Source organism: Paenibacillus sp. FSL R5-0908, assembly GCF_038006245.1.
GTDB classification, from domain to species: Bacteria; Bacillota; Bacilli; order Paenibacillales; family Paenibacillaceae; genus Paenibacillus_AQ; species Paenibacillus_AQ odorifer.
Genome location: NZ_JBBOUV010000001.1, coordinates 4,768,286 through 4,787,377 on the forward strand (window position 1 = coordinate 4,768,286; position 19,092 = coordinate 4,787,377).

18 protein-coding genes are annotated in these 19,092 nt (G+C 39.7%); 2 read left to right on the forward strand and 16 right to left on the reverse strand.

Translation table 11 applies throughout. The annotated features are described in order from the left end of the window. Nucleotides 1-7 precede the first annotated feature (7 nt). The 12 genes from MKZ09_RS21715 to MKZ09_RS34520 form a co-directional block, all read right to left on the reverse strand. Nucleotides 8-1,570, reverse strand: a complete 1,563-nt coding sequence (locus MKZ09_RS21715) for a glycoside hydrolase family 3 protein (protein ID WP_076201624.1) — start codon at nucleotides 1,568-1,570, stop codon at nucleotides 8-10. Nucleotides 1,571-1,587: 17 nt separating this feature from the next. After that, nucleotides 1,588-2,730, reverse strand: coding sequence for an exo-beta-N-acetylmuramidase NamZ family protein (locus tag MKZ09_RS21720; RefSeq protein WP_076141025.1), 1,143 nt, complete (start codon nucleotides 2,728-2,730; stop codon nucleotides 1,588-1,590). A gap of 100 nt (nucleotides 2,731-2,830) precedes the next feature. After that, on the reverse strand, nucleotides 2,831-3,538 hold the full coding sequence (locus tag MKZ09_RS21725; protein ID WP_076106428.1) for a PIG-L deacetylase family protein: 708 nt from the start codon (nucleotides 3,536-3,538) through the stop codon (nucleotides 2,831-2,833). 2 nt (nucleotides 3,539-3,540) lie between these two features. After that, nucleotides 3,541-4,512 (reverse strand): GNAT family N-acetyltransferase, encoded by a 972-nt coding sequence (locus tag MKZ09_RS21730; protein WP_076134435.1) that lies wholly within the window; start codon nucleotides 4,510-4,512, stop codon nucleotides 3,541-3,543. Continuing rightward, nucleotides 4,513-5,733, reverse strand: coding sequence for an anhydro-N-acetylmuramic acid kinase (locus MKZ09_RS21735; RefSeq protein ID WP_076134434.1), 1,221 nt, complete (start codon nucleotides 5,731-5,733; stop codon nucleotides 4,513-4,515). It lies immediately after the preceding gene. Then, the gene (locus tag MKZ09_RS21740) at nucleotides 5,733-6,593 is read right to left on the reverse strand and encodes a carbohydrate ABC transporter permease (protein ID WP_076134433.1); all 861 of its coding nucleotides are present in this window, start codon (nucleotides 6,591-6,593) and stop codon (nucleotides 5,733-5,735) included. The genes MKZ09_RS21735 and MKZ09_RS21740 overlap by 1 nt, the downstream gene beginning before the upstream one ends. Nucleotides 6,594-6,611: 18 nt before the next feature. Further along, entirely contained in the window at nucleotides 6,612-7,514 is a 903-nt protein-coding gene (locus MKZ09_RS21745; protein ID WP_060622964.1) for a carbohydrate ABC transporter permease, read from the reverse strand. Between the two features lie 104 nt (nucleotides 7,515-7,618). Further along, entirely contained in the window at nucleotides 7,619-9,073 is a 1,455-nt protein-coding gene (locus MKZ09_RS21750) for an ABC transporter substrate-binding protein (protein ID WP_076134432.1), read from the reverse strand. 57 nt (nucleotides 9,074-9,130) lie between these two features. Further along, complete coding sequence (murQ, locus tag MKZ09_RS21755; protein ID WP_076201622.1) at nucleotides 9,131-10,036, reverse strand: N-acetylmuramic acid 6-phosphate etherase; 906 nt, start codon at nucleotides 10,034-10,036, stop codon at nucleotides 9,131-9,133. Between the two features lie 573 nt (nucleotides 10,037-10,609). Continuing rightward, nucleotides 10,610-11,473 (reverse strand): MurR/RpiR family transcriptional regulator, encoded by an 864-nt coding sequence (locus MKZ09_RS21760; protein ID WP_042129113.1) that lies wholly within the window; start codon nucleotides 11,471-11,473, stop codon nucleotides 10,610-10,612. Nucleotides 11,474-11,960: 487 nt separating this feature from the next. Next, nucleotides 11,961-12,053 carry a hypothetical protein gene (locus MKZ09_RS34515; RefSeq protein ID WP_370511153.1) on the reverse strand — a complete coding sequence of 31 codons (93 nt, stop codon included), beginning with the start codon at nucleotides 12,051-12,053 and terminating at the stop codon, nucleotides 11,961-11,963. Between the two features lie 37 nt (nucleotides 12,054-12,090). Beyond that, complete coding sequence (locus MKZ09_RS34520; RefSeq protein WP_076134430.1) at nucleotides 12,091-12,315, reverse strand: MMPL family transporter; 225 nt, start codon at nucleotides 12,313-12,315, stop codon at nucleotides 12,091-12,093. A gap of 189 nt (nucleotides 12,316-12,504) precedes the next feature. Here MKZ09_RS34520 and MKZ09_RS21770 point away from each other — a divergent pair, with 189 nt between their 5' ends. Both MKZ09_RS21770 and MKZ09_RS21775 read left to right on the forward strand, forming a co-directional pair. Then, nucleotides 12,505-13,206, forward strand: a complete 702-nt coding sequence (locus MKZ09_RS21770) for a response regulator transcription factor (protein WP_036688733.1) — start codon at nucleotides 12,505-12,507, stop codon at nucleotides 13,204-13,206. A 6-nt stretch (nucleotides 13,207-13,212) separates the two neighbouring features. Then, the gene (locus MKZ09_RS21775; RefSeq protein WP_076201617.1) at nucleotides 13,213-14,607 is read left to right on the forward strand and encodes a sensor histidine kinase; all 1,395 of its coding nucleotides are present in this window, start codon (nucleotides 13,213-13,215) and stop codon (nucleotides 14,605-14,607) included. An 82-nt stretch (nucleotides 14,608-14,689) separates the two neighbouring features. Here the strand turns inward: MKZ09_RS21775 and MKZ09_RS21780 are convergent, their stop codons facing one another. The 4 genes from MKZ09_RS21780 to MKZ09_RS21795 form a co-directional block, all read right to left on the reverse strand. Continuing rightward, complete coding sequence (locus MKZ09_RS21780) at nucleotides 14,690-15,043, reverse strand: YxeA family protein (RefSeq protein WP_036688737.1); 354 nt, start codon at nucleotides 15,041-15,043, stop codon at nucleotides 14,690-14,692. 5 nt (nucleotides 15,044-15,048) lie between these two features. Then, nucleotides 15,049-16,968, reverse strand: coding sequence for an ABC transporter permease (locus MKZ09_RS21785; protein WP_076201614.1), 1,920 nt, complete (start codon nucleotides 16,966-16,968; stop codon nucleotides 15,049-15,051). Next, nucleotides 16,955-17,722, reverse strand: a complete 768-nt coding sequence (locus MKZ09_RS21790; protein WP_076134427.1) for an ABC transporter ATP-binding protein — start codon at nucleotides 17,720-17,722, stop codon at nucleotides 16,955-16,957. Before MKZ09_RS21790 ends, MKZ09_RS21785 begins: the two co-directional genes overlap by 14 nt. Nucleotides 17,723-17,877: 155 nt before the next feature. Then, nucleotides 17,878-19,026: a VanZ family protein gene (locus MKZ09_RS21795; RefSeq protein WP_076201612.1), complete on the reverse strand. Its 1,149-nt coding sequence runs from the start codon at nucleotides 19,024-19,026 to the stop codon at nucleotides 17,878-17,880. Nucleotides 19,027-19,092: the final 66 nt, after the last annotated feature.

Here is a 19,092-nt window from a genome sequence, read left to right on the forward strand (position 1 = left end):
TTTTTTTCTACATCTGTATCGTAATCTTGGCGGTGGGTACAACCTCACCATTTAGGATTGGAAGGAGTGATTTGAATGCATCAAGTGTATACTCAAATGCCGCAATTCCGCAGAACTCGCCTTCGATTAACGGTAAATCATACGGGCGACCTAATGTAATGGCCGTTACTTTGCAGCCTGCTGCCAGCAGCTTCTGAACAAGCGCAAGCTGACCTTTGTTTTCACGCGCATTGAACAAGCCGATAACAATATGCTTGTAGCCTTGTACCTTTGGCAGCGCAGCGTTGATTTGCTCCTCGCTCGGGTCAATGTCGATAATCTCATAAGCTGTATTAAAATGCTCCCCCATATATTGCGGAAAGCTAAGAGCTTGATTCAAGCTGCTGGACGCAAGATCGGTGCGGTATGAATAGGAACCCATAAATAACACTTGCTCGTCACCGGTATGAATGGACTGGAGCTCACCTTTAATGAGGCAGATCGTTTCCGTACGCATTAGCTCATTTGCTCGGCGATGTACATCGCAGCCAACTAGTTCATAATCTAGCTCCTCAATCGTCGCATATTGTGCTTTATAAGCTAAAATTTTTGTAACAGCTGCATCAATTAGCGCTTCATCCAAATCACCGGTGGCTACAGCTTCTTCGATCAAATGAATCGCTTCCTTCACTGTCTCAGGAGTATGACTAATGAATACCAAATCAATACCTGCTTTAACAGCTCCTAACGCTCCTTTTGCCGTATCATAGTATCGTTTGATCGCGTCCATTTCTAAACAATCCGATACAACTAACCCTTTATATCCTAATTTTCCTTTTAATATCTCTGTAATAATGGTATGAGACATAGTTCCGGGCACACCGGATTTTTCAATTTTCGGAAATAAAATATGTGCACTCATAATCGCTTGAGCGCCTTGCTCAATTGCGTCCTTAAACGGCAGCAGCTCAAGCTGCTCTAATTCCTCAAGAGTTTTTTCAATGGTAGGCAAGCCAATATGTGAATCGACATTTGTATCACCATGACCTGGAAAATGCTTAAGTGAGGACATGACGCCTCCATCGAGCAATCCTTTCATCATTTGAATTCCATACTGGGATACTGTTGCAACAGAATCACCATAGGAACGAACATTTATGACTGGATTCAATGCATTATTGTTAACGTCCATAACTGGAGCTAGATTAAAATTAATACCTAATGCTTTCAATTCTCTGGCAGTCATTCTGCCTGCTGCATACGCATTTTCAGGTCGTCCTGAAGAAGCAATTGCCATGGCTCCAGCAACATTGGTCGCGTCTTTAGGCATACGAGTGACTCGACCGCCTTCTTGGTCAATCGTAATAAAACCCGGGATACCAGTATGTGTCGTGTACCATTGCTGCAGCTCAGTAACAAGCTCGCCTAATTGATATTTATTGTCGATATTATGTGAGAATAAAATAATATTGCCGACTTTATAATGCTCAATAACTTCCTTCAGCTCAGGAGTGATCTCGGTTGAAGGGAAGCCTGTTACGAACATTTGTCCAATCTTTTCGCGCAAGCTCATATGTTCTATTGTTCTCATCAATTATTCACCTTCCTCTAGCGATATAAATGATACTGCTGTGTTATTTCTGCAAATTGCTTGCTTTCCGCTGCAAACTGTTCAAGCAGCTGCTTGGCTTGCATATTTTCCGTACGATACATGTTGTCTCCCCCCAGCAAATCGATAAATGGACGAGAGCCCTCCTTCACAGGAGGCAGGAATGAAAATTGCTCGTACAAATCTCTTATCGTAAATAATAAGGTTACCCCAACTTCTAAAGGCCTCAGCACTTGGAGATCTGTAATGTAAATTTGTACCCCGCCGCATAGCTCGCCACAATGTTTAGATGACGTTGGCTTGAAATGAACTGGACGAAAAAGCACACCCGGGATACCTTTTGCATTCATCTCATCTGCCAATTGCTGCGCTTGAATGAACGGAGCACCAATCATTTCAAACGGGAACGTTGTGCCTCGTCCTTCCGAGCAGTTCGTGCCTTCAAATAAACATGTTCCTGTATATAATAACGCTGTTTCATATCGTGGCATTCCAAGTGAAGGATGAACCCAAGTTAATCCTGTATCCGGGAAGGACATGCTCCGTTCCCAGCCTTCCAAACGAACGACATGCAGCGATGCATTCCAATTCATTTGATCATTTGCCATCGTTGCTACCTCACCTGCTGTTAAGCCGTATCGCACGGCTAGCTCGTAATTTCCAACAAATGATTTGAAGCCGGGCTTCAAGACATTCCCTTCTACCGTTACCCCGTTAAGCGGATTAACACGATCAAGAACAACAAATTCTACACCTGCATTTGCACAATCTTCAAGTGCATACAGCATCGTATAAATAAATGTGTAATAGCGTACACCAACATCTTGAATATCGTATACAATGATGTCTACTTCATTCAGCATTTCTTTTGTTAAACGCTTGGAGTCTTTACGGTACAAGCTATAGACTGGAACATTCGTAAAAGGATCCATGTAAGTGTCTACTACTGCCCCTGCATCCAAATCTCCGCGCACGCCATGCTCTGGTGAAAACATCGCAGCAAGATTAAAATTTTCATGTAATATAGTAATCGTTGATGCAAAATCCTTCGTAAGACCTGTCGGCGCTGTAATCAATCCTACGCGCTTACCTTCGAACAAATAACGATAATTCGTTATAGAATCAATCCCATTTAACACCATATGAAGCTGCCTCCTAGCTGCTTTTTCGCATAAATGGATAGAACAAGGGAATGTTTCCTGCTATACATAGAAACACTCCCTCTTAGAGCTAGTTTAATAGTTACCAAAGACTAGACTGCCTAACCTTCACCGTTTCAGCAGGCACCATAAATGCTTCTGCATATGTCTTTCTTGCTTCACAGCCGCGAACAACTGCTAGTGCTTTATAGTAATCCATGTATTTGAAAGATTTGCTATTCGTCACAAACCAATGCTTGCTTAATGCATCTATCCATAGATCAAATGCCGCTTGATCGAAATCCACATATACGTAAGGGACATAATCAACCGCATCCTCCCAGTTTTCGGAGTAATATAATCTTGCTGCAAAGTGCGCGGGGAGCGCTCGTTCAAAGGATGATAGACTTGCGAAGAAACGGGCATCATTTACGATATGATGCGTTAGCGCGTGATCCTTATGCATACTGTTTTTCCAGTGTGTAATAATAATATTAGGCTTCACGCGACGAATTACATCACAAACCTCCATACGAATTTCTTGATTGTCAGGCAACTCTCCGTCACAATAATCATCGAATACAATGGCTTCACCGCCTAGCATATCCGCAAAAACCTGTGCCTCTTTCACTTTTTGCTGACGATATTCCTTCATATCCTGTCCTGCCGGGACCCCTCGTTCACCCGCAGTTAACGCTAGTGTCACAATGCGATCTCCCTTTAAACTATGACTAGCGAGCACACCACCAGAAGCTAGCTCCACATCACCAACATGCGCTCCAATTGCTAATACTGTGAATTTTTCGCTCATCTTTAAAGTTCCCTCCGCAATATAGAAAATTGTTTTTCAATAGTAAAGCCCGCTTTTTGATAGATTCGAAGAGCCGGATTATTATTTCCAGTGAATAGAGAGATATATTGACAGCCCACATTTTGAAAAGCTTCAACCATTCTGAAAAATAATACACTGCCAAGGCCATGACCCTCATGCTCTGGGTGCACTCCGATACCGCAAAAAAATGCTCTTCCATCAGGCTGCGAAATAATTGGACCTGCAAAGCCCACAACCTCGTTGCCGTACACAGCTACTACAAGGGGTGCGCCAACCTTCACATAAGTAACAATATCCTTCTTCCACTGCGGATTTTGCAGGGCAGCAAGCGTTGCTTCAAGCCCTGTATGTAAATCAGGGACATAGCGCCCAATGTTATAGTCCTTGCTATTTGCTTTGGTTTCCTTGTCTAAAATATCTTCGGGAACAATAAAGCTTCCGAGTTTTAAATACATGCCGCATTGCGTCGCTCGATCTTCGTAGCCTCTAGCCATTAAAGCTTCATATAATGGCTGGTCCTTACTGATGCCCGGGGCATTATTATGCTCATGCTGAGGTGCACTTGGTATACTCCACTTCAGCTTAACAGGGTTGAAAAACAATACATCAGCTTGTCTTTTCCCAAGTTCTTGGAATCTTTTTTCTAAACGCAATAGAAAAGCATCGTAAAGCTCCAGAGAAGCCACATGGGTATCTATAATAACACTCGTAATATAACCGGCCACATCTCCAAGAGGGAGATCGTCACCGCAGCAGCCAGCTGCAAAACCAACAATCCCTTTTTCGTCACAGCCTACCCATATACAGTCAGCGTCAAAATAAGGATGGTCGATGAATGTATCTTGAAACTCTCGCTCTGTAAATGGCTTATAATCATATTTTGTAGCCTCACGATTCCAAAGCTCTACAACTGCAGAGTGATCTTCAATTGAAAAGGGTCTGATTTGCAACATTTAAGCCTCCTGTGAACGTCCAATATAGGGCCAGGAAATTTTGCCCATTACTACTGGCTGTGAAGCTCCAGTTACTAGCGGGATATTGTTTGGTAAGCGCTCCATCGTGTAACACGCTAGCAGAGCAAAAGCAATTGCTTCCTTAGCATCACTATTACCACCGATATCCTCCTGCGTCAGCACCTGCACGTTATGCGGTGCAAATAAGTGCTGTAAATCACGCAAAAGCGTCTTGTTATAGCTTCCACCGCCGCCAATTAACAATTGCTCAGCCTGGTGCTGCGGTGCAATATACCGTTCATAGCTATCGACGATGCTCCAGGCAGTTAAGTACGTAGCTGTTGCAACAACATCTTCTGCTTTCCAGTGATTAACCTTCATCATTTCAATAATTTGTGCCACGTATTGTTGGCCAAACCGTTCTCTGCCTGTCGATTTTGGTAACGGCATCGTATAATAATTATCCTGCTGCATCCATTTCATTAGCTCATCAATCACTTGACCGCCCGCACCAATTTCGCCATTAACATCCATTGTCATTGGTGCAAATAATTGCGATACAAGGCCATCGATAATCATATTTCCAGGACCCGTATCAAAAGCAAATACCTCATCCGGTGAGGCATTTACAGGCAAAACAGTCACATTGCCTATTCCGCCAATATTTTGCATCAGAAGTGTTTTCTTTGGATTGTTAAACAATAAGTATTCGGTAAATGGTACTAACGGAGCTCCTTGTCCACCCATTGCCATGTCAGCAACTCGAAAGTCTGATACGCAAGGAATTCCTGTGCGATTGGCGATAACTGCACCATCCCCAATCTGAACGGTACAATGCAGATTATAACCGCCCATAACATTCTCATCCGGAGCATGATAGATTGTTTGACCATGCGATCCTACTGCGAATATTTGCGAAGGCGAAAGGCCGCATTTCCCTATAACGGATAATGTGGCTTGGGCGTATAATTCGCCAAGCCACATATTCATTGCGCCAACCTTATCAATCGTAGCGCTAGCGGGATCAAAAAGCTCAAATATGGAGTTTCTAACTTGCACCTCAAAAGGTGTGTTTTCAAAAGCCAGTAATTCAATCTCTACTCCATGCTCTTTTTCGGCTGATGGGAAAAGCTTAACTACTGCTGCATCAATACCATCTACTGATGTACCTGACATCAAGCCAACTAAGTATGTTGCATCAACTTTTGATTGTTTGTCCATTAACCTTTCACCGCTCCAACTGTTACCCCTTCAAGGAAGTATTTTTGTAAACTGAAGAACAAAATAAACATTGGAACTGCTGAAATGGTTGCCCCCGCCATCATCGGTGCAAAGTAAGTTGTATTCGCAAAGCGAAAGTTTTTCAAGCCGACCTGAATGGTTTGCATATCCATCGTATTCGTTACTAGGAACGGCCAGAAAAAGTCATTCCATGCCGCCATGAACGTTAGGATTGCTAGTACTGCCATAATTGTTTTAGACAGAGGCATAATGATATACCAGAAGATTTTAGGCTGGGAACAACCTTCGATTTTAGCAGATTCAATAATTTCACCTGGAATAGAGGACATGAACTGCTTAACCAAGAAGATATTGTATACCGTTACTATGCTCGGCATAATCAACGCTGTGTACGTATTTTGTAATTCAAAAATATTTACGATCAAAATATATAGTGGAACCTGAGTAACTTGAACAGGAATCATCATAGATCCCAGCAAAATAGCGAACAAAATGTTTTTCCCTTTAAATTTCATTTTTGAAAACGCATATCCAGCAAGTGTAGCAAAAAATACGTTAGATACCGTGATACACGCTGCCACTATAAAGGAGTTCAATAACCAGTCCCATGTATGTGGGCTGAAGTTAAAGAAGAATTTATAAGATTCAAATGAAATCTTCGTTGGTAGGATAGAATAGCTCATTGCACCAGCTTCTACCGGATCACCGAACGAGGAGATGACCATAAAGTATATCGGGAATATGGTAGCTGCGGCAAATAGGATAAGGAACGTAATGTTTGCACCATTACGCATAAACAGATACCCTTTGCTTCTTAAGCTATTGTTGTACAAACCCATAGTATTCTGCTCCTTTTCCTAGTATTCTACATCTTTACCTATAAACTTGAATTGAAGGAATGAGATAAATCCGATAATCGCTGCTAGAACTAATGATTGTGCCGCTGCCTCACCAAACTCAAAATATGTGAACGCATTGTTAAAGATTAACAAACCTACCATTGTTGTTGCATGGTCTGGTCCACCGCCTGTCATAAGATAAGCGTTTTGGAATACTTGGAAGGAACCGATAACACCAGTAACAAGTAGGAATAGCGTTGTTGGCTTAAGGAAAGGGACAACGATAAACCAAAGCTTTTGCAGGAAAGACGCGCCATCAATTTCAGCTGCTTCATAATAGCTGTTATCAATAGCGAGTAATGCGGCTATATAAATAATAATTGCTGTACCATGACTTGATAACCATGACATTAACACAAGTGAGAACATTGCAGTTGCGCTGGAACCAAGCCAGTTTTGATTTTCAATACCTAAAAAACTTACGAGCTTATTGGCAATACCTGATTTTAACGGATCGAAGATCCACAGCCACACAACAGAAAGCGCTACACCAGATGCTACGGCTGGCAAGTAATATAGTGCCTTAAAGATCGTTTGTGTTTTTTTCTTGAAAGGAATAATCAAAATTGAAATTAAAAATGATAGAAGAATATTAAACGGAACAGTTAATAGCGTATATACTAACGTGTTTTTCAGCGCTTTCCAGAAAAGTTCATCTGAAAACGAGTTAACGAAGTTATCCATGCCGACAAAAGTGGATCCTAATGGACCATATTTTTGTAAGCTGATAATAAAAGCATTGATGACTGGATATGCGGTAAATAAAGAAAACGCAATAAGTGCTACTGCGATAAACGCGTATCCCCAACCTGAGTCACTTTCGAGTTTCAATTTTTTTCTTTTAGTCAACGTTTGATTCATTGGGTCGCACCTCTCTTCTAAAAACAGTACAAACTCTAGCTAATTTAGAAGGAAAGCTGTACGTTCTAGCTACGCACAGCTTTCACATGTCAGCCTACGACAGACTAGTCAACTACAATACCATCTTTACCGAAAGATTTAATTGCAGCTGCTTTAACTGCATCATACATTTCTTGTGGAGCAATCTCATTTGCAAGTAAGGCTTGTAGTTTAGGAATAATAACTTCTGTTTCAATTTTCAATGCTTCAGCAGCCAGATCAGTAGGAATATCTGTACGAGCCGGAAGCGCTTTTGCCATCATAGCTTTACCTGCAGCAACGTTATCTTCGTTACGAGGGAATTTTTCAAGTACTTCCGCATTACGTGCAGATTCAGTAATTGGTGATAAGAACAGCTCATTACTGTAGTTAGCAGCAATTGAACCAGAAGACAAGAAATTCGTTGCTAGGGCAATATTTTTGATGTGCTCTTCAGATGGAGCTTTTTTACCACGAAGTGCGATATAACCATCAACGATTGAAGTAGGGACATAATCGGCACCGTTGAATGTTGGGACTGGAAGTGAAATATAATCAACTTCAATAGAATCTGCAACAGCTGAACCATCGTTCGCTTTAATCTTCTCATTGTTTAGACGAGCAGAGTTTTCAAATGCAGATAAACCTTTACCTGTGATCATCGTTTGACCCGTTAGGAACATGTTCCACCGTTTACCTGCATCGATAGAGCTTAGCTCTTTAGGCATAGAACCATCGTTGATCATTTCGCGAATAGATGTAAGTAGCCCCAAGAAGTTTTTGCTTGTATACGTATATTTAAGATCTTTATCGAAGTAATCTGGTAAACCAGCAGTTTTAGCAAGAATAGCTAGATAGTCTTTAGATGCTACACCAGATGTTGCGAACACGAAACCATAACGAGTAGTTTCACCTTTATCATTTTTCACTACGCCTTTAGAAATTGCATTACGGAACTCTTCATAAGTCCAACCGTTTTGTTGAATGCTTTTCCAATCAATTCCGGCTTCTTCAAGGAATTGTTTATTACCACCGATAGTGTGGATTTCCATATACGCTGGTAGGCCGTATTGAGCGTCACCTAGTTGGAAATATTTCAATGGAACTTCGTCATAATCTGCCTTGGCTTCATCAGAAAGGGCACCGTTAAGGTCGATTAGTACATTAAGTGCTGCATATTTCGAAATTCCTGAAGCACCGATAAAAGCAATATCTGGAGGAGAACCTGCATTTACTTGAGTATCAAGTTTTTGTGTCATATCTTCCCAGCTCGCTGGCTCGATTTTCAAAGTCAAGTTAGGATGTAGTGTATTAAATTCTTTTTCCATATCAGCAAAACGTGTTTGATAGTTCGCTGATATCGGAGGTAAAAGTGCTGTAATCGTATCCTTTTTAGGCTCAGAACCACCGTTACTAGATCCTGTGTTACCGGAATCTGTAGAAGCTGGAGCGTTATTTCCGTTTCCTCCGCAAGCCGATAATAGTGATACCATCATGATTCCTGACAAAAACAGAGTTAATCCACGTGATCTTTTTTTCATCGAAAACAGCCTCCTCAATTATTAATAGCATCCATCCTGTTATTCCACTTTTCTCACCTAAACCAATGATGCGATTGCCTGTTTCAAGCGTCCTCCGTTTGCGTTAAGTACTTGTTCTGCTTCTTTTGCATCTAACCCCGATTTAATCATCATAATTGCCAGCTTACAGTTCATAGATGCTTTTTCAAGTGTTTCTTCGGCGGTTGATGTATCTACACCAGTCGTGTTCATGATGATACGAATCGAGCGATCTACGAGCTTAAAATTACTAGCCTTCAGATCAACCATCAAGTTGTTGTACGTTTTTCCTAACTTGACCATTGTGCATGTTGTCAGCATATTAAGCACCAACTTCTGAGCAGTTCCTGCCTTTAATCGAGTCGAACCGCTAATGACCTCAGGTCCTACAACAGGTGTTATACAAACATCTACAATGGGTTCGAACTTTGAGCCTCTGTTATTACAAACACCGATAGTGGCTGCTCCAAGTTCCTTTGCTTTCGCTAAAGCTGCAATAACGTAGTTTGCACTACCGCTTGCCGAAATCCCAATAAGTACATCTTTGTTTGTTACACCAATGCTTTCGATTAATGCGATCCCTTCATCCATATCGTCTTCACAGCCTTCAACCGCAGTACGCAAAGCAATATCACCACCAGCAATATAGCCCTGCACCAAGGTAGGATCTGTACCAAAGGTAGGGGGACATTCGGAAGCATCCAGAACACCTAATCTTCCTGATGAGCCAGCTCCTATGTAAAACATTCTTCCACCATTAGACAACCTATGATGTAGAATATCTACCGCCTTTGCAATCTGCGGAATCTCCTCAGCTATAGCTCTGGGGACCAGTGCATCTTGTTGATTCATTAACTGGATCATTTCTTCCGTAGTACATTCATCAATCATTAATGTGTCTGGATTCACAGCCTCTGTTGTCAATCCCGCAAGGTAGTCATTCATAGCCATCCTCCTTCTTCCCAGCCTTAATCTGTCATAGAATTAACAAAACATGTTATATTAACTTACAATTATTATGTTCTTATACTAATACAACACCATCGCTTCGTCAATAGATTTTGAAATATAATTTCATAAAGAAATTAAATTCTGATGTTTTATTTCATCTCTTACATACTATGTTATACCACATTTATAAAGCGCTTACAAGATACAATTTAAATTTTTACCAAATGCTTTGATCGCTATGGCTCTAAGGTTAAAGCGATTTAAAAAAATGTATTATTTGCTGATTATCGCTCCAAACGAAACATAAAGTTACATCATCCGTGTTCAACCGGATGATGTTTCGTCTTCGATTCCATTCATTTTCTTCCTCATAATTGTGTGCCAAGCTATTAATTATTGAATTAAACTACTTATTATATTCATTAGATTAACGTATTCATCATGTAGATAATCTGACATGGATTGATAAGTAGTACATTTTAGTACACGAATAAGTGAATGAAATACAAAAAAAAGAAAGCATTGATCCATGATCAATGCTTTCCTCCACATTCATTCTATCAGAACCTAATTTCTAAGTTTTTTCTTTAATATATTATGCGTTTTTGTTAAGTAGGTTTTTACTTCTTCATATTCTGCACTTGCGACACCAGCAAATAATATGTCGATGATCGTAAGCATTGCAATACGCGAGCCCATAGCCCCACTGCGGATTGTTATTTCAGGTGTGGATATGCTCAGTACAATATCCGCCCGCTCCGCAAGCTCACTTTTATTGTACTTCGTAATCGCAATACATTTCGCTCTATTCTTTTGGGCAATTTCCAGTGCATCAATAATATCACTAGTTGCTCCAGAGTTAGAAATGAAAATGGCAACATCATCTTTCTCAAGTAAAGTTGCTGCCGTGAGCTGACTATGACCATCTGTATAGGCATGACACATCTTATTAATTCGCGAGAACTTCTGTTCCCCGTCCATACAAACGAGTCCCGAAGCACCTATTCCAAAAAAAACAATTCGCTTACTATGACATAGTAATTCTACAGCTCTTGTAATTTCTTTTCGATCAATAACACTAAGCGTATCCTCAATGGACTTGCAATTATTCAATGAAATATTTGATATAATTGTCGAGAGATCATCACCCGGCTGAATATCTGTATATTGAGCCTTTGAATCCTCATCACGAGAACCCAAAGATGCCGATATACTGACAATAAAATTGCGGTATCCGCTGTAACCCATCGTCTTACAGAAGCGAAGGACAGATGCATCGCTTGTCTTACTCGATTGAGCCAATTCCTTTATCGACAAATGAGGGATCTCTTCCGTATTTTCTAAAATGTAATCTCCGACCAATCGTTCAACTGGTGTAAAACTCTCTCGCATATCACGAATTTTAATTAATACGTTGTCATTTAGACTCATAATCTACCTACTCTAGATTTAATTAACACCTTTAATAATATCATAAACAATATAAACAACCTATTTCAATAACAAAATACGTTTCGGCATATCAAAAGCTAATATTAATTAATCTATTAAAATCATCCTACTCTTAGGTCATATGATGACTTTACGTTGATTATAGCGTAATAAAGTTGTAAGGTATAGTCGATAATTATATACTTTCTGATATGGTGAAACAAGGGACCACAAAGGTCCCCAAAGATTCTTTCTATTGTTCTCAGCATACGTAATACGCATGTATTTTTAAATTTTACTGCCGCCTAAATATGACTCAATTTGTCAACTACATTCTTTGATGTAGCACCGGTGCTTGAACCATTTAATTGGCTAGCAAGCTGCTTTAATGCAGTCAAGAACATCGGCATGGCCGCTACACTTAGTAATCATAGTGCAATGATTATTACGAATGCTACCTGTAAAAGTGTCATTACGCCCGAAGGAATCAACGCGGCGCAGATGATCCAACATCCCCTTCAAGTTCGTTATACCGCATCATCAGGAATATGCTGTAATCAACGCCCAGGGCTGCAATCATAATGAAGCTGAAAAATGGAACGATCCAGCTCAAGATTTCACTGCAAGAGAAGTAAGTACTCTAGCAACAAGGAAGCAATAATAAACAGAGAGCTGGACACAGAGCGCGTAATGACTATTAGCACAATTATGATTCCGACCAGCATAATCACGGCTGTACGTACAAAGTCATCCTGTGAAATATTCTGCAAATCAGCATTGGTTGCAGTTGTTCCTGTTAAGGCTGCTTGCACTCCTTGCAAGTCGCTGTCATCTAACGGCATTCCAAACTCCTTACCTGATTTGGATCTATCTAGAATGAATTTTAATAAATCACCAAATATTGCTTTGCTATGTTCGTCTAAGTAATACCCATCTTCATGCAAGCCTTTCTTTTGCAATTTTTTGCGCAAGAAATAAAGAGTCCTTTATAATGTAATAATGTACATAAAGACGGATTTGGAGGGAAATAAATGGCAAGTCGTAAATGGGTATTAATCATAGACGATGAAGATGATTTAGCGCGTCTGATGAAGGCTGTTTTACATAAAGAAGGTGTTCCAGACGTTGTAACTGCCGGGACCGTTGCAGAGGGTTGGGACAAGTTTCAGGAGTATAATCCTGAGCTTATATTGCTAGATATTATGCTCCCAGATGGAGAAGGATATGACTTATGCAGAAAAATTCGGGAAACATCAAATGCACCCATTTTATTTATGTCTGCAAAAGACGAGGAAATTAATAAGCTGTTAGGACTGGCGATAGGTGGCGATGATTATATTACTAAACCGTTCAGTCCGAAAGAAGTCGCTTATCGGGTAAAGGCACAACTGAGAAGAGCTGGCTTTACAGAAGAAAAAAAGGCTCCGAAAAGTTTGCAAGCTGGCCCCTTTGAGCTTAGTGCCAATGAGACAGAATTAAAAAAAAATGGCGAGGTCCTCGTGTTAACCGCCAAAGAAGTCGGTTTAATGAGCTGTTTTATGCATCATCCCAATCAGATTCTAAGCAAAGAAACCTTGTTTGGACAGGTGTGGGGTGAGGACTTTTTTGGTTCCGATAATACAGTGATGGTACATATTCGGCGCTTACGCGAAAAAATTGAGGCCGACCCTTCAAATCCTTCCTTTATTTTGACGGTTAAAGGGTTAGGTTATAAATTACATACCAAGGAGTGAGACTAGTTGAAATGGAAATTGACACTCCGCTTTTTAAGATCGGTTATGACTATTGTTGTGATCGTTGGTATTGTAAACGCGATTTTGTTCCTTTCCTTATTCTTTATAAAGGTAAACAATAATAACTTTGGCACTGAAGAAGCATCTGCAGAAACCTTTAGCCGAACCTTTTCACAATACGTAGAATTACAGGCTGGCAAACCTGTTGTGAACGAAGAAGGTCTCAAAAAACTACAAGAAATGAGCGCCTGGGTACAATTCTTGAATGACCAAGGGGAGCAAGCAGCAGCCTTTTATACCCCTGAAGAATTGAAAACAGAGTATTCTCCTATTGAAATTGTCCAAATGTATAAATATAAAGAATTAGATGCACGCACGACGGTTTTTGTCAGCGAAGCCCAAAATTTCAGTTACTTTTTAGGGGTTAATAATCCTAAAATAGGCCGGTATGTAATGACCTATGACTACGCTAAAATTTTCAAAGATGTTAATGTTTTTCTTTCCATTTTTTTAATCGTTGATGTGCTTATTGTAATCCTCATTGGATTTATATTCGGGAAAAAGTTAACTGCACCCCTTCATACATTAATAGAGGGTATTCAACAGCTCAGGGAACGACGTTTTAAGAAAATGCCTACTCCCAAAGGTGTTTATGAAGATGTTTTTCGTAATATGAATGAGCTATCTGAAAAGCTCGATCGGCATGAAGAGGAACGTAAACATCTCGATAAAATGCGTGAGGAATGGATTAGCAATGTTTCACATGACATGAAAACACCACTTGCTTCTATTCAAGGTTATGCAGAATTTATTAACGACAGTGCCACAGATTTAACAGCCCAAGAATTACAGGAATACACGTCAATTATCAAAAGTAAATCGATGTATATGAAAGATCTGTTAGATGACCTCAATCTAACGACACGTTTGCGTAATCACCAGCTATCCCTGCAATTTGAAGAGGTGAATCTCGTTCAGTTTCTACGAGAAATGACGATTGAACTTTTAAATGACCCGACCTTTGGTGAACGGCAGATTGAGTTTGAGGCGAATGTGGCTAAAGCAATGTATAAAGTAGATAAGAAGTTACTAAAACGAGCGATCCTTAACTTGATCTACAACGCGCTGGTGCATAACGATGAAAATGTCGTGGTGAAGATTCGAGTGGACACAAGTCCCGAATCTCATACCCAAATTTCGATTTCTGATAATGGCCAGGGTATTTCGGCTAAAGATCTGGAACAGATTTTCGAACGCTACTATCGGGGTACAAATACAGCCAGCAAGCATGGTACTGGGTTAGGAATGGCCATCGCAAGAGACATTATTTGGGCTCATGAGGGGAAACTCGATTTGACGAGCGCTGAAAATATTGGAACAACCATTACTATACTTTTATAATACAAATGCCTTACTTACTCATTAGGCAGAGAAAAGGGCTGTGCTCCATTACCATTATTGGAGACAGCCCTTCTTCAATTTATTAGTTTTTTATTGCTTTTAGCGGAATATCCTCTACTTTCACTTCATCATATGAGGAGACTTGATCACCTTTTTTTACATACATTTTTAAGTAGGCGCCTTTACGAAGATTTTTTTGTGCATTAAATTCCAGTGGAATTGTATTCCCTTTAGCATTTGTAGCCTCTAGTGTATACGAATAGGAAGTCATCACTGTACCATCACTCAGTTTATATTCATGGGGTTCCCCATCCTCTGTAATTTGTAAATAGTAATTTTCGGCATTCATGCGATTGAAATCAATCTTTGCTAGAGCAAAGACACCTACAACCCCAATAACAAACAAAATACCCATTGTAATTAGAAATTTTTTCATCTCAATCATCCTTCTGTTCTATTATTTAGTTTGATAATACGATTGTATGAAGCCACGGTTAAGAAATAATACAACCCATAAATTACGGTATAAGCAATCATCCAGAGCAACACAGGTTTTGCTAAATCTATCATCAGTAGACTAGAGAATGCTTTTAAAGCCACTACACTATGCAATAACCCTACTATAAGCGGTACAACAAAGATAACGAATACCTGTGACGCAATGGATTTCCGCATTTCTTTTGCACTGACACCCATTTTATGCAGCATATTGTACTGTGCTTTATCTTCTTCTGCCTCAGTTAAAACTTTAAAGTAAATGATACTGCCTGTTGCAGCCAGAAATACGAGACCAAGGAAACTTCCTATAAACAGTAGAGAACCCACACTTTCCAAGCTTGTTTGGTAATCTTGAGGCCTACTTGAAAATAGCGCTTCTTCAGGCAAATGGTTTGCAATTTTTGCAGATACATCCACAGAGGCATCCTCTATCCCAAGAACACGATAGCGTATCACTTTTCCATCATTCCGTAATCCTTTATACTGTTCATCCGAGATTACAACTGTTATACCTGCTGTTCCTGCATTTAATACGGTTTGTGTTTTAAAGCTTTGGAATGTGAGTGCGTGGCCGTTGCCTGTTGTTATAGTTTTTCCTGTATACATAGGTGAGAACCTTTTGTCATATCCGATATCTAAAATAACCGCGTAGCCATCCTTTACATTTAATTTTTCTTTATGCTGTACATTGGCTAAGTTGTTATATGTTTTTTCATCGATAACTGTATACCCTCTTTTATCAGAGCTATCGAACGAGGATGACGCGTTTAATTCTTTCGTATGAAACGTAATGGATAGCGCTTCGATATTTTCATCGTATTTTGTAGCTGGCAGTACAGCACTTACTTGTTTATCCATTTCTGCATCTGTGGATTGATACATAAAGGTATTTGGATTAATCGTTTTTGCCGAGTCATTCGTATTGTAATACAGGCTATAGACCGCTCCACCAGCAGTTACTGTTGTAGCACTCAACACAGCAATCACAGTTAATGTACGTGCATTCCCACGGATACGATAGAGCAGCTGAGATATGGTTATTACATGAAGATCTTTCCACAGCCACTTTTCATTTTTCTTAATCATTGCTAACACAAAGCCAGTCACACTGTGGAACAATAAAAATGTACCCACAATTACCGTTGTTAAAATAATTAATACGGTCATGAGAAATCCGATTTTTGCCCATACCTTAGAAGTGAACAGGTCCTGCATTGCAAGCCAATAGCCCAAGACAATAAGTAACACTCCAAGAACAGCTACTATCATAGATGGTTTAGGCGCCACTTCTCCCTTTTTGGAAGCATGAAATAAATCAATCAGCTTAAATTGATAGATCAAACGGTAGCCTTGAAACGATGTCACTAAGAATATAACCAGAAATACGATAGCCGTGTTCATCGCTGCCGCCATTGAAAATGTAAAGGGTGCTACAACGTCATAACCCATTAAATGAATCAAAATCGTCATAAATCCTTTTGAACAAAGGAAGCCAAATACAATCCCTACTATTAAAGAGAATAATCCTAATAATAAATTTTCAAAAAAGAGCATAAAACCGATTTGACGATTACGTACCCCCAGCAACGCATACAGTGCGACTTCTTTTTTACGTTTTTTCATAAAAAATGAATTGGAATAAGCTATAAATATGAACACGAAAAAGATAAGAATGACTGCCGCTCCACTCATTAGGGAACCCAGTTTTTGGGATGAAGCCGTCTGTTCTGCTATCGTATCACTATATTTTAAGGTCACAAATGTAAAGTAAATGATGATACTAAACACCATCGATGCAATGTATAAAAAATATTGTGAGAAGTTTCTGGCTATATTTTTTCTTGCTAGACTAAATAACGTCATCTACCTCACCCCCAATGGCCGCATGAACATCTAAGATCTCTTGGAAGAAGGCTTTGCGTGTCTGATCACGACGATAGATTTCTGTTGAAAATGAACCATCCTTGATGAAAATAATCCGGCGGCAGAAGCTTGCGGCAAAGGCATCATGGGTCACCATCATAATGGTCGAATTGTTATTTTCATTTAAAGTACTTAAGCTTTCCAATAAATCTGTTGCTGATTTGGAGTCAAGTGCACCTGTTGGTTCATCAGCCAAAATCAGTGCTGGCTCTGTCACGAGCGCTCTAGCCGCCGCGGTTCTTTGCTTTTGACCCCCAGAGATTTGGTAAGGATATTTCCCCAGTAAATCTTCAATCCCAAATACTTTAGAGATCTGAGTCACGAGGTGATTAATTTTCTTCGCTGGAATTTTGGCAATCGCCAGGGGAAGCAATATGTTCTCCTTTACCGTCAAGGAATCGAGTAAATTGTAATCTTGAAAGATGAACCCGAGATGTTCACGCCGGAAGTCTGACAAAGCTGCTTCCTTCAGATCATGAATACTCTTGTTCTTCATATATATCTTTCCTTCTGTTGGAGAATCTATGGTTGCTAACAAATTTAGCAAGGTTGATTTTCCCGCTCCGGAAGGTCCCATAATCCCTACAAACTCACCTGCATGAATGTCAAAAGACACGTTTTCCAACGCTGTGTAAGCAGCACTTAACTTCCCGTACACTTTTTTTACGTTTTCTACTTTTAATAATGGTTCCATTCATTTCACCTCATAAATTTGCTGATACTTATACTATAGGCACCGAACCTTACAGCAAATTCATGCCAACCTTACAACAAGCTTAAATCTACAAAAAAAAGGATACCCTGTAGCCAGTTAAGACTACGGAGTATCCCTTTGCTAATGAATAGCATTCATTTTTTTCTGGTTGTATATAAATCAGAAGCTTCATCAAAGTAAAAGCGGCGTTTTTGTTTGCCAAACACGACTAATATAACATGAATGAACAACACGATCGTTAAAATGATAGAGGTCAATGCTGCACCTAACGTTAAGAATATAGATGCCTTATAAAAGGGTGAATCCATTGATAGTTCCACATTATTCAACGTTTTCGCAATGACTGTAATGAAGTACATCGCGTAAATGGCACCAAAGCGTTTAAATAACCGCTTGTTCGTTTCCACTCGACTTATTTTACTGTCGTAGCGATAACGCATTATTTTCGTACCGATTGTCGATCCATTCCAAATCATCGGAATAATAAAAAAGGTTACAGAAAGTGTAATGGTGCTCGCAATAAATTCACTAACCATATTAACGTTGGTCATACTCAACACAACTTTAACTACCAGGTTGCTGATAAATAGATCAATAAGAACAGCCAGTAACACAGACATCCCTCTTACTTCATCAAGAGCTAATAATCTTTCCGCTTTCTCCTTAATTTTCTTTTTTGATGGGAATAACGCCAACACGGCTGGAGCAATAAAGAACCCCAGTACTCCGCCAGAAGTATTTAACAATAAATCATCCACATCAAAAATACGATAAGGGCAATTATAAATCCCGTAAATGCCGGTTACCTGTGTTATCTCATAAAATAAAGTTAATAGGAAGGTGAAGCCTAGAGCTTTCTTCCAATATTTTTTATCTTGAAAAAAGTATCGCAGATAAACACCAAAAGGTAATAATAGCAAGAAATTAAAAAATGCTTGATAGAATGAGGGTTGGCTAAATAACAGTCTATACGTAGCTGGCTGTGATAACACGATGCCACTATTCCCAAAGGTGCCCACTATAAATTGAAATGGCATAAGTGAATAATGTTGTGTGCCCGGTTTTTGTAGCGAACAAGTGTTACGTATTTCCGGCAACGGCAACAATACTAAAAATAACGCTGCTAAAAAGTAAAAGATAAACGAAAACGAAATTAACGTGGTAGAAAAGGGAAGGTAATTATATTTTCTATAGGTATAAATGAGCCATGGGATAAAAAGGGCAAATGCTAAAACCACAAAAAAGATCGCTGCCACAAAGATCGGTTGAGTATATGCTGACATTTCTAGTTCACACCCCAAAATGATTTAGTATTCATATTAACCATAAAACTGATTCTAATTCAACTG